The organism is Mesorhizobium sp. M1A.F.Ca.IN.020.04.1.1 (assembly GCF_003997315.1).
In the GTDB taxonomy this organism is placed as follows: Bacteria; Pseudomonadota; Alphaproteobacteria; order Rhizobiales; family Rhizobiaceae; genus Mesorhizobium.
The window spans coordinates 1-25,893 of sequence record NZ_RZSN01000025.1 but is presented as its reverse complement, the minus strand read 5'-3'; the positions used below and the strand labels follow the sequence as shown (position 1 = coordinate 25,893).

Sequence of the window (25,893 nt, the reverse complement as noted above, 5' to 3'; positions counted from 1 at the left end):
GCCGATGGTCAATCAGGCGCGCAAATCCGAACTGTTATTTTCCGGGTCGGACTGGGATTTTGCGAAACTGTCTCGGGTCTACGACGAGATCGAGGCGATCGGGATCGAAGAGCTTCACCTCGACATCTATCCGGTGCAGATGGAGGTGATTTCCTCCGAGCAGATGCTCGACGCCTATTCCTCGGTCGGCATGCCGCTGATGTATCGGCATTGGTCGTTCGGCAAGCATTTCCTCTACAACGAGCTTCTCTACCGCAAGGGCGCGCGCGGTCTGGCCTATGAACTGGTCATCAACTCCAACCCTTGCATCGTCTACCTCATGGAAGAAAACACCATGGCCTTGCAGGCCCTGGTGACCGCCCATGCCGCGCTTGGCCACAACCATTTCTTCAAAAACAATCATCTCTTCCGGCAATGGACGGACGCCGGAGGCATCCTGAGCTATCTGGACTTCGCCAAGGGCTACATCGCCCGATGCGAGGAACGGCACGGACTGCAGGCCGTCGAGGCGGTGCTCGATGCCGCCCACGCGCTGATGGAGCAAGGCGTGTTCCGCTACCATCGGCCGCCGAAGCTGTCGTCGGAACAGCAGCGCGAAGGCCTTCGCGAGCGCCTCGAATATGAGGAGCGTTCCTACAATGATTTGTGGCGCACGCTGCCGACCGCGCAGGACAAGAACAAGCCGGAGGCAGGGGACGAAAGCTTGGCCGAGCGGAAGAAATCGCTCAATCTACCCGAGGAGAACCTGCTCTACTTCCTCGAGAAGAACAGCCTGGTGCTTGAGCCCTGGCAGCGCGAGATCATCAGGATCGTGCGTGTGATCGCGCAATATTTTTACCCGCAGCGGCAAACCCAGGTGATGAACGAAGGCTGCGCCACTTTCGTCCACTACACCCTGATGAACATGCTTTTCGATCGCGGCCGCATTAGCGAAGGCGCCATGCTCGAGATATTGCGAAACCATTCGAACGTGGTTTTCCAGCCGGCCTATGACGATCCGCGTTATTCCGGGATCAATCCCTATGCGCTGGGCCTCGGCATGATGCAGGACATCCAGCGCATCTCGACCGAGCCGACCGCGGAGGACCGCGACTGGTTTCCGGACATCGCCGGCCGTGGCGACTGGCGCGACACCTTGCTCGATGCCTGGGCCAACCACCGTGACGAATCCTTCATCCGCCAGTATCTGAGCCCCGCTTTGATCCGGAAATGGCGGCTCTTCGTGCTGGCCGACGGCGCCGACGAGCCGCATTACGAGGTCGCCTCGATCCATAATGAGCGCGGCTACAGCAAGATACGGTCCGCGCTGGCCCGAAGCTACGATGTGGGGGCGAGCCGGCCCGACATCCAGGTGGTCGACGTGGATCTTCTGGGAGACCGGCATTTGCGGCTGCAGCACAAGGTCAAGGACGGCATCCAGCTAGAGGACGAAAGCCGCGACGCGACCTTGCGCCACATCCGGAGCCTATGGGGTTATGACGTCAGCCTGGCGGCAATGGATGCCGAAACCGGCGCCGTGCTCAGCGAGCGCTCGACCAAGGAACTTTGAGCACCGGGCAGGAAGCCGCCGTTTGCAGCCCGGTCTCACCTGAAGATCGGCGCACCCTAACCTTCGCCGGCGGGCCGGATCCTCAACCTTGCTATGCGGTTCTTGTCGCGCTTCATCACCACGAAACGCTTGCCGTGGAAGGTGAAGGCCTGCTTCTCGTCTGGGATCGTCTGCGTCTCATGAATGACTAGGCCGGCGATCGTCGTCGCCTCCTCGTCTGGCAGATCCCAGTCAAGCGCCCGATTGAGGTCGCGAATCGCCACCGTGCCGTCGACGACGACCGAGCCGTCGGCCTCCTGCTTGACGCCTTGCATGTCGACATCGTGCTCGTCCGCGATCTCGCCGACGATCTCCTCGATGATATCTTCCAGCGTCACCAGCCCTTCCATCTCGCCATACTCGTCTACGACGATTGCGAAATGCGCCTTGCGCCGCAGGAAGGCGTTGAGCTGATCCTGCAAGGTGGTGGTGTCGGGCACGAACCATGGCTTCGACGCGATCTTTGTCACGTCGATCTTGGAAAAGTCGTTGCCGACCTCGTTGAGCGCCCGCAGCAGATCCTTGGCATGCAGCACGCCGACGATGTTGTCAAGCGAGCCTTTCCAGAGCGGCATGCGGGTATGCGGGCTCTGCAGAATCTCGCGCACCACCATTTCCGGCGGATCGTCGGCGTTGACCGAGCGCATGTTGGTGCGGTGGACCATCACGTCCGAAACCTCGAGCTCCTCGAGTTCGAAAAGCGCGCCCAGCCGGTTGCGATCCTCGCGCGCCTGCCCGCTGCGGCGGGTCTCGTCGCCGTTCTCGTCCGGCTCATCCTGCTCGGGCTCCGTCGGTTCGATCGGCCGCAGACTGTAGCCGAGCGCCGCGAAGAGCCGCGTGCGCAAGAGAAACGCCAGCACGATCACGGCGGCAAGGACGGCTGCGGCGATCCAGCCGAAGTCGATCATCCGGGATGGCTCGCCTTGAGGAAGGACAGCACTTCGGAGGGCGGCACGTCCTTGGCGATAAAGGCCTGGCCGACGCCGCGCGTCAGGATGAAGGTAAGCGCGCCGCGCGACACCTTCTTGTCCTGGGTGATGAAGCCAAGCAGCGTCTCGGCATCCGGCAGTTGGCCCGCTATGTCGGCCATCCGCCAGGGCAGGCCGACGGCGCGAAGGTGCGCCTCGACGCGCTCCGCGTCGTCCGGGCTCGCTAGATTGAGACGCGCCGAGAAGCGGTGCGCCAGCGCCATGCCGATGGCGACCCCCTCCCCATGGACGAGACGGGCACCGTCATAATTCGTGGCGGCTTCGAGCGCATGGCCGAATGTGTGGCCGAGATTGAGCAGCGCGCGGTCGCCGGTCTCGAACTCGTCGCGGGCGACCACATCGGCCTTGGCGCGGCAAGCCTCGGCGATGGCTTCGGTCCGTTCCGGGCCGCCGGCGAACACCTTTTGCCAGTTCTCCTCCAGCCAGGCGAAGAAGCCGGGACGGTCGATCAGCCCATATTTGGCGAGCTCGGCATAGCCAGCGCGGAATTCGCGGATCGGCAAAGTGTCGAGCACGCCGGTATCGGCAAGCACCAGTTTTGGCTGGTTGAAGACCCCGACCAGGTTCTTGCCGCGCGCGCTGTTGATACCGGTCTTGCCGCCGACGGAAGAATCGACCTGCGCCAGCAGCGATGTCGGCACCTGCACGAAGTTCATCCCGCGCCGCACGATGCCGGCGGCGAAGCCGGCAAGGTCGCCGATGACGCCGCCGCCAAGTGCCACGACGACATCGCGCCGTTCGAGCTTGGCGGCGAGCACGCCGTCGACGACCTCTTCGAGGTGGGTGAAGCTCTTGGTCTTTTCACCGGCCGGCAGGGTGATGACGGCGGCCTCGATGCCGCCTTTTTCCAGGCCGGCCTGCAGCGTTTCGAGATGCGCTGCGGCGACGTTCTCGTCGGTGACGATGGCCGCACGCGTGCCGGGAAGGCGGCCTGCGATTTCGGTTCCTGAGCCGGAAAGCAGGCCGGGCCCAATAAGTATGTCATAGGCACGGTCGCCGAGTCCGACCTCGACCTTCACCGGTTCGCTATGGCTCAAGGCTCCACCTCGTCGTCGCTGGTGGCGATTGGCGCGATCCCAAGGTAAGCGCAAAGCGCGCATACCACCTCGCTGGCGATGACTTCCTTGCGGTCGTCGCGGGTCGAAACCGTGAGGTCGGCGGTGGCATAGACCGGGTAGCGCTCGCCCATCAGCTTCTCCAGCACGCCGCGCGGATCCGGATTCTTCAACAGCGGCCGGTTCTGCTTCTTCGAAACCCGCTCCATCAGGAGATCGAGATCGGCCTTCAGCCAGACCGAGACGCCATGCGCATCGATCGCCTCGCGCGTCTGCGCGTTCATGAAGGCGCCGCCGCCGGTCGAAAGCACCTGCGGGCCGTTTTCGAGCAGACGCAAGATGACCCGCTGCTCCAGCGCCCGGAACTCAGGTTCGCCGTAACGCTCGAACAGCTCCGGCACGGTCATGCGCGATACGCTCTCGATCTCCTGGTCGCTGTCGATGAAGGGCAGGGAAAGCATTGTCGCCACCTTGCGGCCGATTGCGGTCTTGCCGGCGCCCATCAGGCCGACGAAGACGATCGAGCGGCTGCCGAGCCGCTCGAGCAGCGCGACACGGCCTTCGTCCGGCGGATTTGCTGGCAGCGCGTTCATGCGGAACCCTCTTTGCGCCGTATCGACATCAAAAGCCCGTTTGCGTCAAGCAGGCCGCCGCAGGCGGGCCAGATCGCCCCTCTTCCGTCGAGAAGCTTCCTCGACAAATCCTCTGCCCCAGCCCTTCGTCCTTGAATTGGCCGGAATGGCGTCCCATAAGGGCACAGGGTTTGGAATCGCAGAACAAGAAGACGGGCGAAGACTGAATGCCGACATTGTTTCGCTTTGTCGTGACGCTGGCGGTTCTTGCAGGCGTCGCTTATGGCGCGATGTTCGCGCTGGCGATGTTCGTGGAGCCGAAGAAGGCCGAAATGAGCGTGCGCATTCCCGCGGAAAAGCTCAATCCGAAGAAGAACTGACCCGGCCAAATGAACAGCGCGGCCCGCATCGAAGCCTTTCTGGAGATGATGAGCGCCGAGCGGGGTGCGGCCGAGAACACGCTTTCCTCCTACCGACGCGACCTCGAAGACGCCTCCGAAGCTATCGGTGGCGGCCTGGCCGGAGCGGCAGCCGCCGACATCCGCGCCTATCTGGACGACATCGCGGCGCGTGGCTTCGCGCCGACCTCGCAGGCGCGCAAATTGTCGGCGATCCGCCAATTCTTCAAATTCCTCTATGCCGAAGGCCTCCGCGGCGACGACCCGACCGGCACGCTGGACAGCCCGAAGAAGGGCCGGCCGCTGCCGAAGACCATGACCGAGGCTGAGACGGGCCGCCTGGTCGACCGCGCGGCCGAGGAGGCGGGCGGGGCCGCGCCCGACGGCGACCGGTTGGCGACGCTGCGCCTGCACGCGCTGGTCGAGGTGCTCTATGCCACGGGCCTGCGCGTTTCCGAGCTTGTCGGTCTGCCGGTGACGGTGGCGCTGCGCGACGACCGTTTCTTCATGGTGCGCGGCAAGGGCGACAAGGAGCGCATGGTGCCGCTGTCGGCCAAGGCGCGCGCCGCGATGCGGGCGTGGCTTGCCGCCAGGGCGGAGGTGCCGGCCTACGCCGATAGCCCGTTCCTGTTCCCAGCCTCTTCCGACAGCGGTCATCTCTCCCGGCAGGTTTTCGCACGCGATCTCAAAGGCTTGGCGGTGCGGGCCGGCATCGCCTCGACCAAGATCTCGCCGCATGTCCTGCGCCACGCCTTCGCCAGCCATCTCCTGCAGAACGGTGCGGATCTCAGGGCCGTGCAGCAACTGCTTGGCCACGCCGATATCTCCACCACGCAGATCTACACTCATGTGCTGGAGGAGCGGCTGGTGCGGCTGGTCAACGATCATCATCCGCTTGCCGACTAGGCTTCATATCGCTATGTGAGGGCGACGTTCCACCGCCCGGAGCCAGCATTTCCAGGGTTCCGCCAGCCATTGCCTTCCGACGGATCGGTCCGCCCCAGCATGTATAATTACCTCGATTTCGAAAAGCCGGTGCAGGATCTGGAGCTCAAGATCCTTGAGCTGAAGAAGCTCGCGGAGAACGGCGAGGCGGTCGATGTCGCCGACGAGATCGGCAGGCTGGAGAAGCGTTCGCGCGATGCGCTGCGCGATCTCTACAAGGCGCTCACCCCTTGGCAGAAGGTCCAGGTGGCCCGCCATCCGGACCGGCCGCACTGCCTAGACTACATCAAGGGCTTGTTCAGCGATTTCACGCCGTTGGCCGGTGACCGCAATTTCGGCGACGACCAGGCGATCGTCGGCGGTTTTGCCCGTTTCCGCGGCGAGCCAGTGGCGGTGATCGGCCAGGAGAAGGGCTCCGACACGGCAAGCCGCATCAAGCACAATTTCGGTTCGGTACGGCCCGAGGGGTACCGCAAGGCGGTTCGGCTGATGGAGCTTGCCGACCGCTTCAAGATCCCGCTTTTGACGCTAGTCGACACCGCCGGCGCCTATCCCGGCGTCGGCGCCGAGGAACGCGGTCAGGCCGAGGCCATTGCGCGCTCGACCTCAGCCTGCCTAGCGCTCAAAGTGCCGTCGATCTCGGTGGTCATCGGCGAAGGCGGCTCCGGCGGCGCCATCGCGATCGCCACCGCCAACCGCGTCTACATGCTTGAGCATGCCATCTATTCGGTGATCTCGCCCGAGGGCGCGGCCTCTATTCTTTGGCGCGACACCACCCGTTCCAAGGACGCGGCGACCAACATGAAGATCACCGCCCAGGATCTTCTCGAAATGAAGATCATAGATGCCATCGTTCCCGAGCCGATGGGCGGCGCCCAGCGTGCGCCGGAAACGGTGATTGCCGCCACCGGCGATCTGATCGCCAAGACGATGAAGGACTTTGCCGGCGCCAACACCGATTTCCGCGAGCAGCGCCGCGAGAAATATTTAGCGATGGGCCGCAGCCTTTAATGCATGTCGCGCAAAACTGTGCAGTGGTTTTGCGAAAACGACATGCATGAAAACAAAGCACGTGAGTCTGCCCCAGCGCCACCCGTTTAATTCGGCCCTTCGCCGCAACTATGGCGGCGATTAACAATTTCGCCACAAAAATGCCGCCGCATTCGGCTCAATGAAAATATCCGCGAGGGGTTGGCTATTGCTTGCGGTAAGGAATTTTCAAGGTTAACGGGCTTACGGTCCATTGGTGTTGAGCCTGCGGGCCGGCCATGCCGAGGCCGTTGGCCTGAGAGAAAAGACAAAGCCGTATCGATGTTTGCCAAGCTTGCCCGCACCGGAGTCCTTGTCGCCGCGATAGGCATCGCCGGCTGCAATGATTCGTCGATGAAGGATTTTGCGCCGGAGGCCAACAAGCCCCTGCCGGATAAGATCCTCGCCGACATGAAGGCCAAGGGTATGGTGCGCACCTCCTCGGTGATGGCGCGCATCTTCAAGGAAGAAGGCAAGCTGGAGATCTGGAAGGCCAAGACTAACGGCCGCTACGATCTCGTCGCCAGCTACGACATCTGCAAATGGTCGGGCAAGCTCGGCCCCAAATACACCGAGGGCGACCGCCAGGCGCCGGAAGGCTTCTACACGGTGCGTCCGTCGCAGATGAACCCGCGCTCGAACTACCATCTGTCCTTCAACATCGGCTATCCCAACGCCTATGACAGGGCCAACGGCCGCACCGGCTCCAATCTGATGGTGCACGGCGCCTGCTCCTCGTCCGGCTGCTATTCGATGACCGATGCCCAGATCGAGCAGATCTATGCTTTCGGCCGCGATGCCTTCCAGGGCGGCCAGACCGAGTTCCAGATCCAGGCCTTCCCGTTCCGCATGACCGCCGCCAACATGGCGCGCTACCGCAACGACCCGAACTACGAGTTCTGGAAGATGCTGAAGGTCGGCTACGACAATTTCGAAATCACCAAGGTGCCGCCGAAAGTCGACGTCTGCGAGAAGCGCTACGTCTTCAATCAGGCAGCGCCCGAAGGCGCCACTTTCGACCCGACAGGCCCCTGCCCGGCAATGACGCAGCCTGATTCGTTGAAAACGGCCTACGCCGACTACGAAAAGCGCTACGACGCCGCGTTCAACGCCGCGGTCAAGGGAAGCATACTACCGCCTAAGCCGGCCATCGCCGGCATCAAGGAAGCCAGCATCGTTTCCGACTGGTCCAAGCGCCGCGCCCGCGGCGAGCGCGTGCCGATCGACCCGCCGTCGATGAATGCGGACGGCTCGGTAACCGAGACGACGCGCATGGGCCGCATCGATTCCCCGCTCGGCCGCAAGATGGCCGCGCTCGACGCGGAGAAGGAGGCCAAGCGCAAGGCCGAGGAGCAGCGGCTTGCGGCGATCGAGGCGGCCAAGGCCGCGAAGGCGCAAGCGCAGGCTGAAAAGGCGGCCGCCAAGGCGCAGGCTCTGGCCGAAAAGGAAGCCGCCAAGCAGGCGGCTCAGCAGCCGGTGGTCACCGCGGGCGTCGAGGCGGCTTCCGCGCAACCGGCGCCGGAAACGCAGCAGGCGGCAAGTGCCGACGAAGGCACGGTCTCGAAGCTGAAGAAGAAACTGCTCGGCATGTTCGGCGGCTGAGATTTCTCGATCTTGGCCTGGTCCGCCGCTACCTACGATCTGAAGGGGCTGAACTGCCCGCTGCCGGTGCTGAAGGCGCGCAAGCGTCTGGCCGCGATGCGGCCTGGCAGCCGTCTGTGGCTGGAAACCACCGACCCGCTGGCCGTGATCGACATTCCGGCCTTCTGCGCCGATGCCGGCCATCAGCTGATCGAGACGGCGGCGGTCGACGGCGGCCATCGCTTCCTGGTCGAGCGCGGCGGCGCGGCATAGGCCAATCGGACCTCTGCAGCTACAGCCCGGCGATCGCCAGCGGATTGGCCTCGAGCGCCGCCCGGTCGGGCGTGTCGATCGACGGCTTGTTGGTGAAGGCGGAAAACAGCCGCTGGACATAATCTTCCGGCATGTCGAGCGTGATCAGCACCAGCCGCGTGCCGCGCCGTCCGTCCGGCCATGACGGCAGCCTGGCCGGCGGATGCAGGATCTTCTGCACGCCGTGGATCACCAGCGGCCGTGACGGATCCTCCTGAAGTTCGATGACGCCCTTCATGCGCAGCAGTTTCTCTCCATGCGTCGAGCGCAACAAATCGAGGAACATCTCGATCGCCGAGAACGGCACCGGCCCGTCATGGACGAGCGAGTGGGAGCGCACGCGGCCGTCGTGGCGGTGGTCGTGATGATGGGAGGCGTGATCATGACCATCGTCGTGGTGATGATGATCATGCGCCGCCTCCTCTCCGAGCCAGCGCCGCACGTCGGCGCTCTTGGTTTCGGGATTGTAGAGGCCGCAATCGAAAAGCGACGCTGCCCCGGCAGCGGGGCCATTGACGTCGAGCAGGACCGCGCTCGGATTTATCTGATGAAGTCGCGCCCGCAGGGCCTCGACGTCGCTTGCCTCGGCGAGATCGGTCTTGGTCAGCACGATGCGGTCGGCGACGGCCGCCTGCTTCACCGCTTCCACATGGCCATCGAGCGTGGCCGCCCCGTTGACGCCGTCGACCAGCGCGATGACGCCGTCGAGCCGGAAACCCTGTACCAGCGCCGGATGCGCCATGATCGACTGCAGCACCGGTGCAGGATCGGCAAGGCCGGTGGTTTCGACCACGACGCGCGCCAGCCTGGCGATGCGTCCGGTCTGCAGCCGGTCGACGAGGTCGGCCAGCGTATCGACGAGTTCGCCGCGCACCGTGCAGCAAAGGCAGCCGTCGGAAAGCTGGATGATGCCGTCTGAGGCTTGCTCGACGAGCAGATGGTCGATCGCCACCTCGCCGAACTCGTTGATGATGACGGCCGTGTCGGCAAGCGCCGGATCCTTGAGCAGCCGGTTGAGCAGCGTCGTCTTGCCGGCCCCGAGAAAGCCGGTGAGCACCGAGACAGGTATGGGAAAGCCGCTGCGCGTCTGCCCGGTCATGGCGAGTTTGCCGCCTTGGCCGGCTGATCCCCCTGCGCTGCAGCGGCAGCAGTTGCGGCAGGTGTGGCGCCGGCCGGCAGAGGCTTGTCGGGCCGCCAACTGGGCAGCGGCACATCGGCATAGTTCTGATCGGTCTGGTCGACGAACGCCTTGGGCGCCGGTCCGGTGGCGCCGCCAAGGCCGACCGCGATCAGCGTCGGGTGATCGAGTTTTACCTGATAGGGCGATTTGGCCTTGTCCTTCGCGGCGACGGCAGGTGCCGCCTCGGACTGCTGTTCCTTCGGCTTCTTCTTGCAGATCTCGTCCTGCAGGTCGTTGGGCGACAGCGTGTCGCCATAGGGCTTGAGCGCCGCGAGCGTCGTCGACCCGGCCGTCGGCGCGTCAAAACCCTGGTCGAGCAGCTTCGCCGCCGCTTCGGCGCGGCGGATGGCGGATTTTTCGCCGAGCACCACGGCAACCAGTGTGCGGCCATCGCGCGTCGCCGAGCCGATCATGTTGAAGCCCGAGGAGCAGACGAAGCCGGTTTTCATACCGTCGGCGCCGGGATAGCGCCCGATCAGCAGATTGTAGTTCGGGATCGCCTTCTTTCCGACGGCAAGACCCTCGATGGAGAACCACGGCGCATATTGCGGGAAGTCGTTGCGAAGCGCCGTCACCAGGACGGCGAGGTCGCGCGCGGTCGTGTACTGGTCCGGCGAGAACAGCCCATTCGGGTTGACGAAATGCGTTCCGACCATGCCGAGCCTGGCGGCCTCGGCATTCATGCGGTCGGCGAAGGCGGCCTGCGATCCGCCGATGTTCTCGCCGACGGCCATGGCGATGTCGTTGGCCGACTTGACCAGCATCATCTTCAGCGCATTGTCGAGCCGCATGACCGATCCGGGCTTGAAGCCCATCTTGCTCGGCGGCTCGCCGGCCGAATGTTTCGTCACCTTGATCGGCGAATCGAGCGCCACCTCGCCGGCGGCGATCGCCCGGAACGCCACATAGGCCGTCATCAGCTTGCTCAGCGAGGCCGGGTACCAGCGCTTGAAGGCGTCCTGATGCTCCAGCACCTTGCCGCTATTCAGGTCGAACAGCACCACCGGATTGGCGCGCGCAGTGCCGGAAAGCATCGGCAGCGCCAGCGCCGCCGCAAGCAATAGGTTGAGGAAATGCCTTTGCCGCATGATCAATTCCGAAATCGCCTCTTGCCGTAGTTGCCGCTGGCTCCGTAAGATTTCGCTGCGCGATGGCCAGCATAGTGCGGACCGACCCTCGACTCCGGGCCGCATTATGCGGTGCTATTTACCCTATGTGACGTCAAAATGGCAAAGCGCCAGACGATCACACTTGCCGGGCAGCGGCCCTGAATTGCCTGCCCCAACAAAGAAATGGAACGATTATGCCAATTCTCAACCGTGCCGCGGAAATGCAGGAAGAAGTCGCGGGCTGGCGGCGCCATCTGCACCAGACGCCGGAACTGAACTTCGACGTTTTCCAGACCGCCGCCTTCGTCACCGACAAGCTGCAGGCTTTCGGTTGCGACGAGGTTGTGACCGGCCTCGGCAAAACCGGCGTCGTCGGCATCATCCGCGGCCGTAAGGGCGAGGGTCCGGCCATCGGCTTGCGCGCCGACATGGACGCTTTGCCGATCAACGAGATCACCGGCAAGCCTTACGCGTCGAGCGTTCCCGGCAAAATGCATGCCTGCGGCCATGACGGCCACACCGCCATGCTGCTCGGCGCAGCCAAATACCTCGCCGAAACGCGCAATTTCGTCGGCTCCGTGGCGGTGATCTTCCAGCCCGCCGAGGAAGGCGGCGGCGGCGGCAACGAAATGGTCAAGGACGGCATGATGGAACGCTTCGGCATCTCGAAGGTGTTCGGCATGCATAACATGCCCGGCCTGCCCGTCGGCGAGTTCGCCATCAAGCCCGGCCCGATCATGGCGGCGACCGCCGAATTCACCATCACCGTCAAGGGGCATGGCGGCCATGCGGCGATGCCGCATGCCACGATCGACCCGATCGTCATTACCAGCCACTTGGTGAGCGCTTTGCAAACCATTGCTTCACGCAGCACCGATCCGGTCGAGGCCGTCGTGGTGTCGGTGACCAAATTCCATGCCGGCGATGCCTACAACGTCATACCGGAAAAAGCCGAGATCGCGGGCACGGTGCGCACGCTGAAAAAGGAAGTGGCCAGGAAAGCGGAAGAGAAAATCCGCGCCATTTGCGCTGGCCTGGCATCAGCCTTCGGCGCGACGATCGAGGTCGACTACGACCCCAACTATCCCGTCACCTTCAACCATCCGGAAGAGACGGCCTTCGCCAGCGATATTGCCGCCGGCGTCGCCGGCGACGCGAATGTCCACCGCGCCATCCAGCCGGTGATGGGCGGTGAGGATTTTTCCTACATGCTGGAAGCGCGCCCCGGCGCCTTCATCTTCATCGGCAACGGCGACACCGCCGGCCTTCACCATCCGGCCTATGACTTCAACGACGAGGTCATCCCGCACGGCATGAGCTATTGGGTGAGGCTGGCGGAGACGGCGCTGGCCGCCTGACCGATTTGCACCGAGGCGACCTTCCCGGCCGATTGGCGCCGATCGGCCGGTAACGCCTCTTGGCGAACCGGCCCGAAGCGTTTATGTGTCGGGCCGCGTGGTCCCGTAGCTCAGTAGGATAGAGCGGCAGATTCCTAATCTGTAGGTCACAGGTTCGATTCCTGTCGGGATCACCAACTAAATCAAAGGGTTGGCTGACTTTTGCAATGCTCCCATGTTGCATTTTCTTGCAACTGGGCTCCCGTTGCTTTCCGTTCGCTCGAATCTCAAGCACTCCCTGGCCGCCGCGGTGAGAGCCCGGGCAGGGCAATCAGATGCGCCGGCCGGTCTTGGCGTCGAACAGATGCGCCGAGGCGCGGTCGATCTCGATCCGCACGCTCTCGCCTTGCTTCAGCGCTAGCCGCTCGCGGAAAAGGCAGGAGATCACCTCTCCGCCGCAGTCGACCGTGGCGAAGATTTCCGAGCCGGTCGCCTCCATGAGCGTGACTGTGCCGGAGAGACCCTGGCCGGTCGCCCGGATATGCTCGGGACGAATGCCGTAGACCAGTTCCCTTCCCGCGGCTTCGCTCGGCCGGATGCCTTGCGGTAGCGGCAACGTCAGCCCACCGGCACTGCGGAAGATGCCCTCCTCGATGTGGCCGTGGATGAAGTTCATGGCCGGCGAGCCGATGAAGCCGGCAACGAACAGATTGGCCGGCCGGTCGTAGAGATCGAGCGGCGCGCCGATTTGCTCGACCAGACCGTCGTGCAGCACGACGATCTTGTCGGCCATGGTCATCGCCTCGATCTGGTCGTGCGTGACATAGACGGTGGTGGTGCCGAGCCGCTGATGCAGCGCCTTGATCTCGCCGCGCATCTGCACGCGCAATTTGGCGTCGAGATTGGAGAGCGGCTCGTCGAACAGAAACACCTGCGGGTCGCGCACGATGGCGCGGCCCATGGCGACGCGCTGGCGCTGGCCGCCGGAAAGCTGGCGCGGATAGCGGTCGAGCAGCTTTTCCAGGCCGAGAATGCCGGCTGCCCGCTTCACCCGGCTCGCGGTATCGGCCGGATCGGCTTTCTTGATCTTGAGCGCGAAGCCCATATTGTCCGCCACCGTCATGTGCGGATAGAGCGCGTAGTTCTGGAACACCATCGCGATGTTGCGGTCCCGTGCCCTGAGGTTGTTCACGGTGCGCTCGCCGATTGCGATCTTTCCGGCCGAGATCGTTTCCAGCCCCGCGATCATGCGCAGCAGCGTCGACTTTCCGCAGCCCGACGGTCCGACCAGGATGACGAACTCGCCATCGGCGATATCGACGCTGACATCGTGGATGATCCGAGTGGCTCCGAAAGCCTTCTGCACGTTGTTGATGCTTACCGATGCCATTGCATATCTCCGAAAGAATGAGGGCGGATCAGGCGCTCAGCCACCCTTGACCGCGCCGGCGGTCAGCCCGGCGACGATCTGCCGTTGCGCGAACATGGTCAGCACCAGCACCGGCAGCGTCACCACCAGCGCGGCGGCGGCGAGCGGCCCCCAGCTCACCTGCTCGTAGGACAACATGTTGTAGACCGCGACCGGCAGTGTCCGCGTCTCGCGGCTGGCGAGCACGACGCCGAAGACGAAGTTGTTCCACGAGAAGATGATCGACAGGATGAAGGCGACGACGATGCCGGGCTTGGCGATCGGCAGCGCGACCAGGCGAAACACCTGCCACGAACTGGCGCCGTCGATGTTGGCGGCCTCCTCCAATTCCATCGGCGTCGTCTCGAAATAGCCGATCATCACCCAGACCACGATCGGCACCGTCACCACCAGATGGATGATGATCTGCGGCCAGAGCGTGCCGAGGATGCCCAGCCACTGAAACAGGAGGAACAGCGGGATGAGATAGGAAAGCCCGGGCGTCATGCGGGCGATCATGATGACGATCGCCGAGCGTTCCGCCTTGAGCCTGGCGATGCCATAGCCGGCCGGCACGCCGATCAGCAGCGCCAGCAGCGTCGCCGTGCCGGTCACCAGCACCGAGTTCCACAGATAGAGCAGGAAATTGTTCTCCTCGAACACCTTTGCGTAGTTCGACCAGGCGAAGCGCTCCGGGATCAGGATCGGCGGATAGGCGCCGTTGTCGATCTCGAACTTCAGCGACAGCGAGATCATCCAGAGGAAGAACAGGATCGCCGGCGAGACCAGCACCAGCGCCGCGAAGAACAGGCCTATCTTGTTGAGCAGCCGCGAGCTCACCTATTTGCCCTCCGTGTCGACCCATTGCGAGCGCTGGCGCAGCATCAGGAGGATGAAGGACAGGGCCACGATGACGATGAAGAACACCACCGCCATGGCCGAGCCGTAGCCCATGTCGTAATAGGAGAAGGCGGTGTTGTAGAGATAGATGTTGATTGTTTCCGATGCCGTGCCCGGCCCACCTTGGGTCATCGCGTAGATGATATCGAAGCTCTTGAGCGCATCGATCGTGCGGATGATGACCGCGATCATCAGAAACGGCGCGATCATCGGCAAGGTGAGGTAGCGGAACTGCTGCCAGGCATTGGCGCCGTCGATCTCGGCGCTTTCGAACGGCTCGCGCGGCACTGACGCCAGCCCACCCAGCACGATCAGCATCACCAGCGGCGTCCACTGCCAGGTCTCCACCGCGACCAGCGAAGGAATTACGGTGTTGGCGTTGAATATCCACTCCTGCGCCGGAATGCCGACTAGCGACAAGAGATAGTTGAGCACGCCGAGCTGCGGATGGAACATCATGGTCCAGACCAATGCCACGGCGACGGGCGTGGCCATCATCGGCATCACGAAGACGCCGCGCAGCAGGCCGCGCAAGGCAAACCTGGCGTCGAAGATGAGCGCGGCGACGGTACCGAAAAACATCGGCGCGACCACCGACAGGAAAGTATAGATCAAGGTATGCCAGAGCGATTCCCAAAACCGCGGATCGCTCGCCAAGCGCAGATAATTTTCCATCCCGGCAAAGCTTCGCGACTGGCCGAGCGTCCAGCTGTTGACGCTCATCCACAACGTGAAGGCCCAGGGGAAGACGATCACGGCGCCGACGACGACGAGCGCAGGAATGACGAAAGGCCAGTAGTTTGGAGCCAGCCGGATCGGCTGGCTCTCTTCGACGGCTTGCGTCGTCACCCCTGCGCGTTCCGGGGCGATGGCGGACATCAGCCTTGCTCGCTCCTGTCGAGAACCGGCTGGAACTGATCGGTGGCCTTCTTCAGTTCGTCGGCGGGATCGGCGCCGGCAATCATGTTGGTCAGCGCCACGCCATAGATGTCCCGGAACTCGGTCACCGGGATGATGACCGGCAGCGCCAGCCGGCTGATGTTGCCTGAGCCGACCACGGCATCCAGCCAGCTCGGCGGCATGGTGACGCCTTCGCGCACCTTGGGGTCTTCCAGCACCGACTTGCGGAACGGGACGCCGGCGCCGGCCTGCAGCAGGCGCGCGCCCATGGCCGGAGAGACCGCCCACTGGCAGAACAGATAGGCCGCTTCCTTCTTCGCGCTGGCGGACGTGACACCGATGCCGTCGCCGAACGTGCCTGCGGCATGCGCCTTGGGTCCCTTCGGCATGACGCCATAGCCGACCTTGCCGACCACCCGCGACTTCTCCGGATTTTCCATCGGCGGTGCGAAGCCCACGCCATCGAACCACATGCCGATCTTGCCCTGCAGGAAGGCGGATTGCGCCTCGGCCCAGTTGAAGCCGGTGACGCCGGGAGGCGCGGCCTTGGTCATCAGCCGCTGGTAGAGGGCGGCAGCCTCGATCGCCTCCGGCGAGGTGGTGCGCAGCTTGCCGTCGCTCCCGAGCGGCGTCATGTCGTAGCCGAGCATCAGAGACGTCCACACCGGCGTGTTGGCGTTCTTGAGACCGCGTGCGACGAAACCGAAGGTGTTGCTTGAGGGATCCGTCAGCGCTTCAGCGGCGGCCACCAGCTGCTCGAAGCTCTCGGGATATTTTATACCTTTGGCGTCGAACAGCTCCTTGTTCCAGTAGAGGATCCAGTAGTCGACCGAGAACGGCAGCGAGCGCAGCACGCCCTGGCCGTCCTTGGCGAACTGGATGCCCGCCTCGGCGAAGTCGCTTTCGGTCAGCCCGGGATCGGTGAGGCCCGGATCGGCAACGAAGCCGGAAATGTCGGCCAGCCAGCCGCCCTTCTCGAACTGGCGCTTCTGCACATGGTAGCTCAGATGCACGACGTCGAAGCTCGGCTTGCCGGAGCTGAGCTCGATCACCGTCTTCTGGCGCTGCTGCTGTTCGGGTGTCGCCTCGGCATTGACCTTGATGCCGGTCAGCTCCTCGAACTCCGCGAGATTCTTCAGGATGGTGTCGCTGCGCGGGCTCTTGACCAGGTTGACGTCGAGCGTCGTGCCGGCAAAGCGCTTCCAGTCGACGCCCGCGGCGAAGCTCGGACGAAGACCGACGAGGCCGGTGGCGGCGAGAGCCGCGGTTCCCTGGAGCAGCTGCCTTCTAGTTGGACTGAATGGATTGGACGACATTTCTTCCTCCCGGTTGTCGTTGTCGATTACGCCACGACGATTGCGGCGCGGTTCTGCTTCCTCAAATCTGCAGCGCCAGCCGGCGCGCATTGTCGATGTGCTGGCTGATCGCCTCGACCGCCATCTGCGGATCGCGTTTCTCCAGGGCCTCGATCACCGCAAGATGCTCGCGCATGACCGGCACGACGCGACCGTCGATGCGGAACCGCTCCTGATGGATGAGCCGGATCTTCACCGAATTTACCAGATAGGCCTTGGCGATGATCTCGTTGCCCAACGCGCTGATGAAGGTGTCATGCATAGCCCAGTCGATGTTCTGGGCCTTGGCTTCCATTTCGGGGGTCGGGGTCTGCGCCAGCGCTTGGGCGAGCATGTCCTCGTGCTCGCGCCTCAGACCCGCAATCTCGGCGTCGGACGCGTTGACGGCAAACAGCGCGACAGCCTCGCGCTCCATGAACAGGCGGAACTGGAAAGCCTCGCGGATCAGGCTGATGTCGATATGCGCGATCTGCATGCCGCGTTGCGGTATCGTGGTCAGCAGCCCCTCGGCCTCGAGCCGCGGCACGATCTCGCGGATGGCTCCGAGCGGCAGGCCGGTGAAGGCGACCAGCTCGCGCTGCGAAACGAACTGGCCGGGCCTGAGGTCGCGGGCCAGCAGATGCCGCGTGAAGCTGGCATAGGCCTTCTCCCTGAGGGTTGCCGGTTCGCTCGTGTCGTCCATGCCGATCAGCGCCCTCCCCGGTTCAGGCTGCCTGTGTCGCAAACAGCCTGTCGTAAGCGGCGCCAAGCTGCTGCCGTTCCTGCAAGGCTACCGGCTCGAGCGGCGGCCGAACCGTCAGCCAGCGTTCGTCGCCGGTCTGGCGCGCCACCATGGCCTTCACCGCCGGGATGACCGGATGCCGGAGCAGTTCGAGGACGAAGCTTTCCACGCGGGAGTCGTCGCGTCCGCTCTCGATCATGGCGCGCAGTTCGCCGGCGGCGAAATTGGCCATGCCGGAAATCGCGCCCTGGCCGCCGATCCGCACCGCCGGAGCCAGATGCCGTTCGTCGCCGATGAGGATGATCAGGTCGCCATGCGCCTTGAGCAGCGCTTCGCTGTAGCCCCAGTCTCCACCGGAATCCTTGACCCCGGCGACCACGCCCGGATACGCCTTGCGAAGCCGGCCGATCAGGTCGAGCGACAGCTGCACCGTCGTGACCGAGGGGATGTTGTAGAGCAGCATGCCGCGGGCCAGCGGACCGAGCGCGGCGAACACGGCGCCGAACCAGCCGAACAACCCATCGTCACCGACATTCTTGAAATAGCTCGGCGGCGCCAGAAGGATGTTGCGGGCGCCGCGCTGCAACGCCTGGCGGCACTGCTCGGCAGCGTCCTCCGCCGCATCGACCAGCACGCCTGCAACGAGTTGGTCCGCGGGTATTCCCGCCGCAAGCATGGCATCGATGACCGCCTGCCGCTCCGCCGTACCGACGGAAGCGCCTTCGCCGGTGGTGCCGAACAGCGTTACGCTGCTGCAGCCAGCATCGAGACAGGCCTTAGCATGCTCGGTCATCAGCGGAACGGCGATCCGCCCGGCTGCATCAAAGGGCGTTGTGAGCGCAACCGACAGACCAAAGCGCGAACCCACCTGCAATTCTCCATTCATCAATCCGCGAGCAGGCGTAGCATACTGACATGTTAGTTGTAAACATAGCTCTCGATCACCCTTGGCTGCGGCTGGAAACAATTCACAATGCCTGTAGAGCCAGTCCCGCCAGCGCGGATGCCGCGAGCGTCGGCAGCATGCCGGCCTTCAGCCTGAGCATGGCGACCATCGCCGCCGCCGACAGCAGCGCCGCGCGCCAGTCGAGCGAGGAAACGACCGGAACCTCGACGCCCCAGCCGACGCTCTCGACTTTGCCGAAGACGACATGCAGCGCGAACCACAGCGCAAGGTTCATCACCACGCCGACGACCGCTGCCGTTATCGCACCGAGCGCCGCCGACAACGCCTTGTTCTGCCGCAGCTGCTCGATGTAGGGCGCGCCGAGAAATATCCAGAAGAAGCAAGGCGCAAAGGTAGCCCAGAGCGTCAGCGCCGCCCCAAGCGACCCTGCAAGCAGAGGGGTGAGCGTGCCCGCATGGCGATAGGCGGCGGCGAAGCCGACGAATTGCAGCACCAGGATCAGCGGTCCGGGCGTCGTCTCGGCAAGTCCGAGCCCGTCGACCATTTCTCCGGGCGAAAGCCAGCCGAACGAGGTCACCGCGGCTTGCGCGACATAGGCAAGAACCGCATAGGCGCCACCGAAGGTGACGACCGCCATCAGGCTGAAGAAGCCGCCGATCTGCGCCCATACGCTCCCTGGCCCTGCCAGCACGGCGATCAGCGCCACCGGTCCGAGCCAGATCGGCAGCCAGATGGCGATGGTCCGGGCCGCATGCCATTTGGTCGGCACCGTGTGGCCGAGCTCGCCGCGCTCGAACATCAGGTCGACCACGCCGCCTTTGTCGGCGGCGGCGTTGCCCTTGCCATGCGCCGAACCCGAAAACAGCCCGGGTGCAAAGTGATTGCCGACCCAGCCAATGAGTCCCGCCGCAAGCACGATCAGTGGAAACGGCAGCTTGAGGACATAGATGGCAAGAAAGGCCGCCACCGCGATGGCCACCATGACCCGGTTCTTCAGCGCCCTCTTGCCGATGCGGATCACCGCTTCGACGACGACCGCCAGCACCGCCGCCTTGATGCCGAAGAACAGCGCCTCGATGACCGGCGCGTCGTTGTAGAGCATGTAGAAACTGCTCAGGGCGAGCATGACCAGTGCGCCTGGGAGCACGAACAATGTTCCGGCGACGAGGCCGCCGGCCGTCCTGTGCAGCAGCCAGCCGATATAGACGGCAAGCTGCTGCGCCTCGGGACCCGGAAGAAGCATGCAGTAGTTCAGAGCATGCAGGAATCGCTCCTCGCCGATCCAGCGGCGCTCCTCGACCAGTTCCTTGTGCATCAGGGCGATCTGCCCGGCCGGCCCGCCGAAAGAGAGCAGGCCGATCTTGGCCCATAGCCGCGTCGCTTCACCGAAAGTCGGCACAGCCGGGACATCGGCCGGCTGCGCGGCGCTGTCCTTGGCAAGCACGGTCATTGTTGCTTACCCCCGGCCGGCCAGTTATGCGTCTCGTCCGTGGCGTCACGGCACCAGCGGAAGAAAGCGTCATAGAGCAGCATGCCGGCTTCGAGCTGTTCCAGGTCGTCGCGGAACATGCGTGACAGGCCGAGCGACGCGGCGAGGAACCCGGCAGCCTGCGGCACCAGGTCGAGACGCGCTGTATCCGCGCCGCGCACGATCAGCGCCAGACGATCGAGCGCCTCGGTGCGCAGGCCGAACTCCTCGATCATCGTGTCGAAGGTGCAATGATCGCCGCGATGGCTCCAGAACACGCCTTCGATGTCGAAGGGCACCGCGGCGAAGCGATCCGCCACCAGGGGCACCTCGGCCGGGTCGACGAACAGGAACACGGCGCCAGGATCGACAAATCGTCGGATCAGCCAGGGGCAGGCGATGCGATCGACCTTCGGCCGGGAACGCGTGACCCATACGGTGCGACCCTTCCCATCGCGAGGCGGAATTGCGTCGGCCGCGACTAACGGCGCCTTGACGGCGGCCCAGGCCGCGAAACCGCCTTCCAACGATTCCGCCGGAATGCCCTCGTGGCGCAGCCACGCGGCAACGCCTTGCGAGAGCTTCTCTCCGCGCTGGCAGATGACCACGACCCTGGATCCGGAGAAGTCGGCCGCCCAGGTCGAGACGGTTCTGAAGTCGCGCCGGTAAGAAGCCGGCAGCAGCCGCGGATCGGCTTGAAAGTCGTCGTCGATGCGTACGTCGACGAGACGAGGTGCATCCGGCAGGCCGACCAGTCGGGCAAGCTGCGGCACTGTGATCTGAGTTGTTGACGGCATGGCGTCCACCTCCTGAACGAAGAGAGTTTGGACGCGATCGTTGGGCTGACGCCTCACGGGGTCGTCGCGGGGAACCCCTTAGCCAGGATGCTGGAACGCTCCCCTACGATTGTCAAGAATTCTTGTCGAGGAAGGCGCGGCCCGCACCTTCTTTGGAAGCTGCACTTACTGCGCCGTCCAACCGCCATCCATCGGCAGGGTCGTGCCGGTCATCTGCTTGGCCGCATCCGAGCACAGGAACAGCGCCAGTGCCGCCAATTCCTCAACGCTGACGAACTCCTTGGTCGGCTGCGCGGCAAGCAGCACATCGTGCTTGACCTGTTCCTCGGTCATGCCGCGCGCCTTCATCGTGTCGGGGATCTGCTTCTCGACCAGCGGCGTCCAGACATAACCGGGCGCGATCGCATTGACGGTGATGCCATCCTGCGCGACTTCCAGCGCCACCGTCTTGGTCAGACCTGCAATCCCGTGCTTGGCAGAGACATAGGCCGACTTGAACGGCGAGGCGACCAACGCATGGGCCGAAGCCGTGTTGATGATGCGGCCCCATTTGCGGCTCTTCATGCCCGGCAGCGCCGCCTTGATGGCATAGAAGGCGGCAAGCAGGTTGATGCGGATGATCGCCTCCCACTTGTCGTCGGGGAACTCGTCGATCGGCGCGACATGCTGGATACCGGCATTGTTGACCAGGATGTCGAGGCTGCCGAACGCCTCCTCGGCCTCGCGGATCATGGCGGTGACCGCCCCGCCGTCCATCATGTTGGCGCCGGAATAGCGGCACTTGACGCCGAAATCCCTCTCGATGCCGGCGCGCTCCTTTTCGATCGCCGCGGCATCGCCCAGGCCGTTGATGGTGACGTTGGCGCCCTCGGCGGCAAAGGCGCGGGCGATTGCAAGGCCGATGCCGCTGGTCGAGCCAGTGACGAGCGCATTCTTGGAAGACAGGGAACCCATGGCAGATCTCGCACGTGGAGGGAGGGACTGTTGAAGCAGATAGTTTGTGCGTCGCAACATAACAATGCCATGCCCGTATTTCGGTGCGATTACAATGTTGTGATGCAGTTCGAGCGACAGGAAGCGGGCGGTCCTAGGGCGGTCTTTGCCGCCGCTGATGTGAGGCCTGCGACCTATCCGGCTATCTTGAGCAGCGAGGAAACCAGGAGCCTGTGCTCCTGCTGCGACAGCACGTCTGAATCGAAAAGATTCATGCTGCGCAGCCCCTCGATGGCGAGGAAACAAACCAGCAGCGAGCCGAGGTCGTCCGTTTCCTCCTTCAGCCGTTCGAACAGCTGCCGCTTGAAGGCTTTGATCGGCGTCAGGAATTCCGGATCCTCGGCGATCGCGGAGAACATCCAGGAGGCCGAAGGTTTCGGCTTCTCGCAATCATCGGCCGAGAGCCGTATGTAGGCCGCGAGCGCGCTTTCATCGCTTGCCTCGGCCGTGCGTTCTTCGAGCGCCTGCTCGAAAGCATTGAGGTAATTCTCGACCAGCCCCTGCATCAGCTTGGCCTTGGTCGGGAAATTGTAGAGCAGACCGCCCTTCGACACGCCGGCGCGATTGGCGATGGCGTCGAGCGACAGGCTTCCCGGGCCCGCCTCGCGCGCCACGTCGGCTGCCGCTGCAAGTATCCTGTCGCGCGAGTTTGCCCTGCGAGCTTTCATCACGCCTTCCCTTACATTAGGCCTTGTGGAATTGACAAGACCGTCCAGACGGTACAGTAAGGCGCCCGCAATTTGAAATCGGGATTTATCGTCGATATGTGTCCCGGCAATTGACGTTGCCGGTTGCCGGCTCGAGGGGAACTATCCGTGAAGCGCTTCTTCATCATCACCGGAATTCTGCTGCTGCTCGCCGTGGTGTGCGCCGGCATCGTCGGCTTCAACCTGTTTCGCGACAATGCGATCAAGCAGTTTTTCGCCACCATGAAACCGCCGGCGGCGACAGTGTCGACCATCGTGGCGAAGCCTTCGAACTGGACGCCCGGCGTCGAGGCGATCGGCACCGTCAACGCCGTGCGCGGCGTCGACCTGACCGTCGAGACGGCCGGCATCGTCAAGGACATCCTCTTCCACGCCAACCAGAAGGTCGCGGCCGACGCTGTGCTTCTGCAGCTCGACGATGCCGTCGAGAAGGCCGATCTGGTGGCGCAGAAGGCTCAGGCAGCATCCGACCAGGCGGCGCTGACCCGCGCGCTGGAATTGCAGCGGCGTGGCGTCGGCACCGACGCTACGCTTGATGCCGCGCGCGCGGCGGCGACCGCATCGGCCGCGCAAGTGAACAAGCTGCAAGCCGTGCTCGACCAAAAGCAACTCGCAGCTCCCTTCACCGGGACGGTCGGCATTCCGAAGATCGACATTGGCCAGTATCTGGCGCCCGGCAACTCAGTCGTCACGATCCAGGATCTGGACACGATGCGGGTCGACTTCACCGTGCCCGAACAGCAGCTGCCGCTGCTGAAGATCGGCCAGACGGTGCGGATCGGCAGCAATGCTGCCGACATGTCCTTTGCCGGCTCCATCCGCGGCATCGATCCCAAGATCGACCCGGCAAGCCGGCTGGTGTCGATCCGCGGCGAGGTCGCCAACCCGGAGGGCAAGCTGACCCCGGGCCAGTTCGTGCAAATCCGCGTTGAGTTGCCGGAGGAAAGCAACGTCATCTCGGTGCCGCAGACGGCGGTGACCTCAAGCCTGTACGGCGACTATGTCTTCGTGGTGGTGCCGCCCAAGCCCGCTGAGGCCGGCGCTGCCGCGCCAGCAAAACCGGAAGACCAGAAGTCCGGCGCAGAGAAGCCTGCCGGCGATGCAGCCAAGCCGCAAGCCGATGCCTCGAAGCCGGCCTCCGATACGGCAAACGCCGCCGACAGCGCTGCGAAGCCGGCTGAGAACGCTCAAAAGCCGGCCGAAACCGGGCAACAGCCGGCACTCGTTCTGTCGCAGGTCTTCGTCAAGCTCGGCCGCCGCAACAATGGCATGGTCGAGATCGTCGAAGGCCTGAAGGCCGGTGACCAGGTCGTGACCGCCGGTCAGAACCGGCTCTTCAACGGCATGTCCGTTGCGGTCGACAACACCGTTGATCCCAGCAAATCGGCAAACAAGCAGGTTCAGCAATGAGCTTTTCCGATATCTTCATTCGCCGCCCCGTCCTCTCGACGGTGCTGGCCTGCATGATCTTGCTCCTGGGTTTCCAGGCCATCTTCAACCTGTCGATCCGCCAGTATCCGAAGGTTGACGAGACGGCGATCACCATCACCACGGCCTATCCCGGAGCCAGCGCCGACCTGATTCAGGGCTTCATCTCAGCGCCGATCGCGCGCGCCGTCGCCTCGACGGAAAACATCGACTACGTCACCTCGTCGAGCCGCCCGTCTTCGAGCACGGTGACCGTCCAGATGAAGCTCGGCTCCAATCCCGATGTTGCGTTGACCGAGGTGCTGTCCAAGGTTCAGGGCGTGCGCGGCACCTTGCCGGATGCCGCCAAGGATCCGGTGATCGTCAAGGGCACCGGCCAGCAGTTCGCGATGATGTATATCTCGATGCAGAATCCGAACATGACGAAGGAGCAGTTGACCGAGTACATCGAGCGCGTCGTGCGGCCGCGCATCTCGACGGTGGAAGGCGTCGCCGACGTCCAGATCTTCGGCGCCGAGGAATATTCGATGCGGGTCTGGATCGACCCGGTCAGGCTCGCCGCCCGCGGCGCCACGGCCGCCGACGTGCTGACTGCGATCAACAATTCCAATTTCCTGTCCGCGCCCGGCAACACACAGAACGAGTATGTGGTTTCCTCGATCGCGGTTCACTCGACCCTGCAGACGCCGGAAGCCTTCGCGCAGCTCCCTATCCGCTCGACCGACGGCCAGGTGGTGCGGCTGCGCGATGTGGCTCGGGTCGAGCTTGGCGCCGCCAGCACCGACACGAGGGTGAGCTTCAACGGCAAGCCGGGCACCTTCCTGGCCATCTTCCCGACGCCTGCCGCCAATCCGCTGACGACTGCCGAGGCGATCCACAAGATCGTGCCGGTGATCCAGGATACGTTGCCGAAGGGCATGACGATCGAGATCGTCTACGATTCCACCGAGCAGATCAGCGCCTCGATCGAGGAGGTGTTCAAGACCATCGGTGAGGCTGTCGCCATCGTCATTCTCGTCATCCTGCTCTTCCTCGGATCCTTCCGCTCGGTGATGATGCCGATCGTGACCATCCCTCTGTCGCTGATCGGCGTCTGTTTCATTCTGTTTGCGGTAGGCTATTCGATCAACCTTCTGTCGCTGCTTGCCATGGTGCTGGCGATCGGCCTTGTCGTCGACGACGCCATTGTCGTGGTGGAGAACATCCACCGCCATATGGAGGAAGACGGCATGTCGCCGATGCAGGCGGCCTTCAACGGCATGCGCGAGATCTTCTCGGCAATCGTCGCCATGACCATTACGCTGGCCGCCGTGTTTGCGCCGCTTGCCTTCACCGGCGGTCTGACCGGCGCGCTGTTCCGCGAGTTCGCGGTCACGTTGGCCGGCTCCGTGGTCCTGTCCGGCCTGATTGCGGTGACCATCACGCCGATGATGTCGGCTCGCCTCTTGAAGGCCGGCGCGCACGGCCGCTTCCAGCGCATCGTCGACGGCACCTTCAGCCGTGTCGAGCGCGTCTACGAGCGGGCGGTGACCGCTTCGCTCAGAAACAGGCCGGTTACCTTTATCATCGTCGTCGCGCTGGTTGCGCTCACCGGCTTCATGTTCACCAAGACCTCGACCGAACTAGCGCCGGAAGAAGACCAGGGCTTCCTGCTTTCGATCGTAACCGCCCCGCGCTACGCTACCTCGGACTACACCGAGACCTACGTCAACCAGATCCTCGGTCTTGTTAAGGACATTCCGGAAACGCGGGCGCAGTTCTCGGCGGTCGCCTTCGGCGGCGCCACCAACGGCGCTTTTGTCGGCTTTGCCTTCAAGGATTGGGCCGAACGGCAGCGCAGTTCGAAGGAGATCCAGACCGACATCACCGGTCGCTTGGCCAAGGTCGCCGGCGTCGAGGCTTTCGTCTTCGCGCCGCCGACGCTGCCCGGCTCGGGCGGCGGCCTGCCGATCTCGATGGTGGTTCGCTCGACCGGCGATCCCTCGGAAGTCTTCGACCAGGCCGAGAAGATCAAGAACAAGGCGCAGGCTTCCGGCCGCTTCATCGTCGTGCAGAACTCGATGTCCTATGACGCCCCGCAGGTGACCGTCACCATCGACCGCGAGCGCGCGGCGGCACTGAACCTGCCCATCGCCGACATCGGCAACACGCTGACGCTGCTGGTCGGCGGCGCCGAAGTGGCGCAGTTCGATCGCGACTCCAACAGCTATGACA

General features: G+C 63.9%; 24 protein-coding genes and 1 tRNA gene. 10 read left to right on the top strand and 15 right to left on the bottom strand.

Annotated features, from left to right (window positions below):
- Positions 1-4: 4 nt before the first annotated feature.
- Positions 5-1,549, top strand: coding sequence for a SpoVR family protein (locus EOA49_RS08290; RefSeq protein WP_095824001.1), 1,545 nt, complete (start codon positions 5-7; stop codon positions 1,547-1,549).
- A 56-nt stretch (positions 1,550-1,605) separates the two neighbouring features.
- Here the strand turns inward: EOA49_RS08290 and EOA49_RS08285 are convergent, their stop codons facing one another.
- Genes EOA49_RS08285 through EOA49_RS08275 form a run of 3 tightly spaced genes read right to left on the bottom strand, consistent with a single transcriptional unit; the run spans position 1,606 to position 4,225 of the window.
- Positions 1,606-2,496 (bottom strand): transporter associated domain-containing protein, encoded by an 891-nt coding sequence (locus tag EOA49_RS08285; RefSeq protein ID WP_067319184.1) that lies wholly within the window; start codon positions 2,494-2,496, stop codon positions 1,606-1,608.
- Positions 2,493-3,614: a 3-dehydroquinate synthase gene (aroB, locus tag EOA49_RS08280; RefSeq protein WP_067319186.1), complete on the bottom strand. Its 1,122-nt coding sequence runs from the start codon at positions 3,612-3,614 to the stop codon at positions 2,493-2,495. The genes EOA49_RS08285 and aroB overlap by 4 nt, the downstream gene beginning before the upstream one ends.
- Positions 3,611-4,225: a shikimate kinase gene (locus EOA49_RS08275; RefSeq protein WP_127217381.1), complete on the bottom strand. Its 615-nt coding sequence runs from the start codon at positions 4,223-4,225 to the stop codon at positions 3,611-3,613. Before EOA49_RS08275 ends, aroB begins: the two co-directional genes overlap by 4 nt.
- Positions 4,226-4,431: 206 nt before the next feature.
- Here EOA49_RS08275 and EOA49_RS08270 point away from each other — a divergent pair, with 206 nt between their 5' ends.
- The 5 genes from EOA49_RS08270 (at position 4,432) to EOA49_RS08250 (ending at position 8,430) form a co-directional block, all read left to right on the top strand.
- A complete protein-coding gene (locus EOA49_RS08270; RefSeq protein WP_066990358.1) occupies positions 4,432-4,584 on the top strand; it encodes a histidine kinase in 153 nt (50 codons plus the stop codon).
- A 9-nt stretch (positions 4,585-4,593) separates the two neighbouring features.
- On the top strand, positions 4,594-5,508 hold the full coding sequence (locus tag EOA49_RS08265; RefSeq protein WP_127240907.1) for a site-specific tyrosine recombinase XerD: 915 nt from the start codon (positions 4,594-4,596) through the stop codon (positions 5,506-5,508).
- 99 nt (positions 5,509-5,607) lie between these two features.
- Positions 5,608-6,558, top strand: coding sequence for an acetyl-CoA carboxylase carboxyltransferase subunit alpha (locus EOA49_RS08260; protein ID WP_067319192.1), 951 nt, complete (start codon positions 5,608-5,610; stop codon positions 6,556-6,558).
- A 300-nt stretch (positions 6,559-6,858) separates the two neighbouring features.
- Complete coding sequence (locus tag EOA49_RS08255) at positions 6,859-8,178, top strand: murein L,D-transpeptidase family protein (protein WP_127215955.1); 1,320 nt, start codon at positions 6,859-6,861, stop codon at positions 8,176-8,178.
- A 12-nt stretch (positions 8,179-8,190) separates the two neighbouring features.
- Positions 8,191-8,430 carry a sulfurtransferase TusA family protein gene (locus EOA49_RS08250; RefSeq protein WP_067319197.1) on the top strand — a complete coding sequence of 80 codons (240 nt, stop codon included), beginning with the start codon at positions 8,191-8,193 and terminating at the stop codon, positions 8,428-8,430.
- Positions 8,431-8,449: 19 nt separating this feature from the next.
- On the opposite strand, the gene EOA49_RS08245 is transcribed toward EOA49_RS08250, so the two are convergent.
- Together EOA49_RS08245 and EOA49_RS08240 are read right to left on the bottom strand one after the other, a co-directional pair.
- Entirely contained in the window at positions 8,450-9,568 is a 1,119-nt protein-coding gene (locus tag EOA49_RS08245) for a GTP-binding protein (RefSeq protein WP_127241632.1), read from the bottom strand.
- Positions 9,565-10,737 (bottom strand): D-alanyl-D-alanine carboxypeptidase family protein, encoded by a 1,173-nt coding sequence (locus EOA49_RS08240; RefSeq protein WP_127241631.1) that lies wholly within the window; start codon positions 10,735-10,737, stop codon positions 9,565-9,567. The genes EOA49_RS08245 and EOA49_RS08240 overlap by 4 nt, the downstream gene beginning before the upstream one ends.
- Before the next feature lie 215 nt (positions 10,738-10,952).
- Here EOA49_RS08240 and EOA49_RS08235 point away from each other — a divergent pair, with 215 nt between their 5' ends.
- Both EOA49_RS08235 and EOA49_RS08230 read left to right on the top strand, forming a co-directional pair.
- Positions 10,953-12,116, top strand: a complete 1,164-nt coding sequence (locus EOA49_RS08235) for a M20 aminoacylase family protein (RefSeq protein WP_127241630.1) — start codon at positions 10,953-10,955, stop codon at positions 12,114-12,116.
- Positions 12,117-12,215: 99 nt separating this feature from the next.
- Positions 12,216-12,292 (top strand) — tRNA-Arg (locus EOA49_RS08230).
- A gap of 134 nt (positions 12,293-12,426) precedes the next feature.
- Here the strand turns inward: EOA49_RS08230 and ugpC are convergent.
- The 10 genes from ugpC to EOA49_RS08180 form a co-directional block, all read right to left on the bottom strand.
- Entirely contained in the window at positions 12,427-13,485 is a 1,059-nt protein-coding gene (ugpC, locus tag EOA49_RS08225; protein WP_095799870.1) for a sn-glycerol-3-phosphate ABC transporter ATP-binding protein UgpC, read from the bottom strand.
- Between the two features lie 36 nt (positions 13,486-13,521).
- Positions 13,522-14,343 carry a carbohydrate ABC transporter permease gene (locus EOA49_RS08220; RefSeq protein ID WP_082953638.1) on the bottom strand — a complete coding sequence of 274 codons (822 nt, stop codon included), beginning with the start codon at positions 14,341-14,343 and terminating at the stop codon, positions 13,522-13,524.
- Positions 14,344-15,282 carry a sugar ABC transporter permease gene (locus EOA49_RS08215; protein WP_095799868.1) on the bottom strand — a complete coding sequence of 313 codons (939 nt, stop codon included), beginning with the start codon at positions 15,280-15,282 and terminating at the stop codon, positions 14,344-14,346. It lies immediately after the preceding gene.
- On the bottom strand, positions 15,282-16,619 hold the full coding sequence (locus EOA49_RS08210) for a sugar ABC transporter substrate-binding protein (RefSeq protein ID WP_095799981.1): 1,338 nt from the start codon (positions 16,617-16,619) through the stop codon (positions 15,282-15,284). The genes EOA49_RS08215 and EOA49_RS08210 overlap by 1 nt, the downstream gene beginning before the upstream one ends.
- A gap of 61 nt (positions 16,620-16,680) precedes the next feature.
- Entirely contained in the window at positions 16,681-17,340 is a 660-nt protein-coding gene (locus EOA49_RS08205; RefSeq protein WP_095831065.1) for a GntR family transcriptional regulator, read from the bottom strand.
- A gap of 22 nt (positions 17,341-17,362) precedes the next feature.
- Positions 17,363-18,247: a dihydrodipicolinate synthase family protein gene (locus EOA49_RS08200; protein WP_127241065.1), complete on the bottom strand. Its 885-nt coding sequence runs from the start codon at positions 18,245-18,247 to the stop codon at positions 17,363-17,365.
- Between the two features lie 100 nt (positions 18,248-18,347).
- Positions 18,348-19,736: a chromate efflux transporter gene (gene chrA / locus EOA49_RS08195; RefSeq protein ID WP_127241066.1), complete on the bottom strand. Its 1,389-nt coding sequence runs from the start codon at positions 19,734-19,736 to the stop codon at positions 18,348-18,350.
- Positions 19,733-20,551: a sulfurtransferase/chromate resistance protein gene (locus EOA49_RS08190; protein ID WP_127241067.1), complete on the bottom strand. Its 819-nt coding sequence runs from the start codon at positions 20,549-20,551 to the stop codon at positions 19,733-19,735. The genes chrA and EOA49_RS08190 overlap by 4 nt, the downstream gene beginning before the upstream one ends.
- Positions 20,552-20,716: 165 nt before the next feature.
- Positions 20,717-21,505, bottom strand: coding sequence for a 3-hydroxybutyrate dehydrogenase (locus EOA49_RS08185; protein WP_095799863.1), 789 nt, complete (start codon positions 21,503-21,505; stop codon positions 20,717-20,719).
- A 173-nt stretch (positions 21,506-21,678) separates the two neighbouring features.
- On the bottom strand, positions 21,679-22,212 hold the full coding sequence (locus tag EOA49_RS08180; protein WP_067319219.1) for a TetR/AcrR family transcriptional regulator: 534 nt from the start codon (positions 22,210-22,212) through the stop codon (positions 21,679-21,681).
- A gap of 147 nt (positions 22,213-22,359) precedes the next feature.
- Here EOA49_RS08180 and EOA49_RS08175 point away from each other — a divergent pair, with 147 nt between their 5' ends.
- Together EOA49_RS08175 and EOA49_RS08170 are read left to right on the top strand one after the other, a co-directional pair.
- A complete protein-coding gene (locus EOA49_RS08175; protein WP_127241068.1) occupies positions 22,360-23,661 on the top strand; it encodes an efflux RND transporter periplasmic adaptor subunit in 1,302 nt (433 codons plus the stop codon).
- A partial coding sequence (locus tag EOA49_RS08170; protein ID WP_164749200.1) for an efflux RND transporter permease subunit occupies positions 23,658-25,893 on the top strand: 2,236 nt, incomplete at its 3' end. The genes EOA49_RS08175 and EOA49_RS08170, both read left to right, overlap by 4 nt.

Excerpts from the sequence above, each read along its gene's own strand:
- EOA49_RS08235 (WP_127241630.1), top strand. The coding sequence starts at position 10,953 with ATGCCAATTCTCAACCGTGCCGCGGAAATGCAGGAAGAAGTCGCGGGC.
- EOA49_RS08270 (WP_066990358.1), top strand. The coding sequence starts at position 4,432 with ATGCCGACATTGTTTCGCTTTGTCGTGACGCTGGCGGTTCTTGCAGGC.
- EOA49_RS08275 (WP_127217381.1), bottom strand. The coding sequence starts at position 4,225 with ATGAACGCGCTGCCAGCAAATCCGCCGGACGAAGGCCGTGTCGCGCTG.
- EOA49_RS08215 (WP_095799868.1), bottom strand. The coding sequence starts at position 15,282 with ATGTCCGCCATCGCCCCGGAACGCGCAGGGGTGACGACGCAAGCCGTC.
- EOA49_RS08260 (WP_067319192.1), top strand. The coding sequence starts at position 5,608 with ATGTATAATTACCTCGATTTCGAAAAGCCGGTGCAGGATCTGGAGCTC.
- chrA (WP_127241066.1), bottom strand. The coding sequence starts at position 19,736 with ATGACCGTGCTTGCCAAGGACAGCGCCGCGCAGCCGGCCGATGTCCCG.
- EOA49_RS08255 (WP_127215955.1), top strand. The coding sequence starts at position 6,859 with ATGTTTGCCAAGCTTGCCCGCACCGGAGTCCTTGTCGCCGCGATAGGC.
- EOA49_RS08240 (WP_127241631.1), bottom strand. The coding sequence starts at position 10,737 with ATGCGGCAAAGGCATTTCCTCAACCTATTGCTTGCGGCGGCGCTGGCG.
- EOA49_RS08245 (WP_127241632.1), bottom strand. The coding sequence starts at position 9,568 with ATGACCGGGCAGACGCGCAGCGGCTTTCCCATACCTGTCTCGGTGCTC.
- EOA49_RS08180 (WP_067319219.1), bottom strand. The coding sequence starts at position 22,212 with ATGAAAGCTCGCAGGGCAAACTCGCGCGACAGGATACTTGCAGCGGCA.
- ugpC (WP_095799870.1), bottom strand. The coding sequence starts at position 13,485 with ATGGCATCGGTAAGCATCAACAACGTGCAGAAGGCTTTCGGAGCCACT.
- EOA49_RS08205 (WP_095831065.1), bottom strand. The coding sequence starts at position 17,340 with ATGGACGACACGAGCGAACCGGCAACCCTCAGGGAGAAGGCCTATGCC.
- EOA49_RS08210 (WP_095799981.1), bottom strand. The coding sequence starts at position 16,619 with ATGTCGTCCAATCCATTCAGTCCAACTAGAAGGCAGCTGCTCCAGGGA.
- EOA49_RS08265 (WP_127240907.1), top strand. The coding sequence starts at position 4,594 with ATGAACAGCGCGGCCCGCATCGAAGCCTTTCTGGAGATGATGAGCGCC.
- EOA49_RS08185 (WP_095799863.1), bottom strand. The coding sequence starts at position 21,505 with ATGGGTTCCCTGTCTTCCAAGAATGCGCTCGTCACTGGCTCGACCAGC.
- EOA49_RS08285 (WP_067319184.1), bottom strand. The coding sequence starts at position 2,496 with ATGATCGACTTCGGCTGGATCGCCGCAGCCGTCCTTGCCGCCGTGATC.
- EOA49_RS08290 (WP_095824001.1), top strand. The coding sequence starts at position 5 with ATGGTCAATCAGGCGCGCAAATCCGAACTGTTATTTTCCGGGTCGGAC.
- EOA49_RS08190 (WP_127241067.1), bottom strand. The coding sequence starts at position 20,551 with ATGCCGTCAACAACTCAGATCACAGTGCCGCAGCTTGCCCGACTGGTC.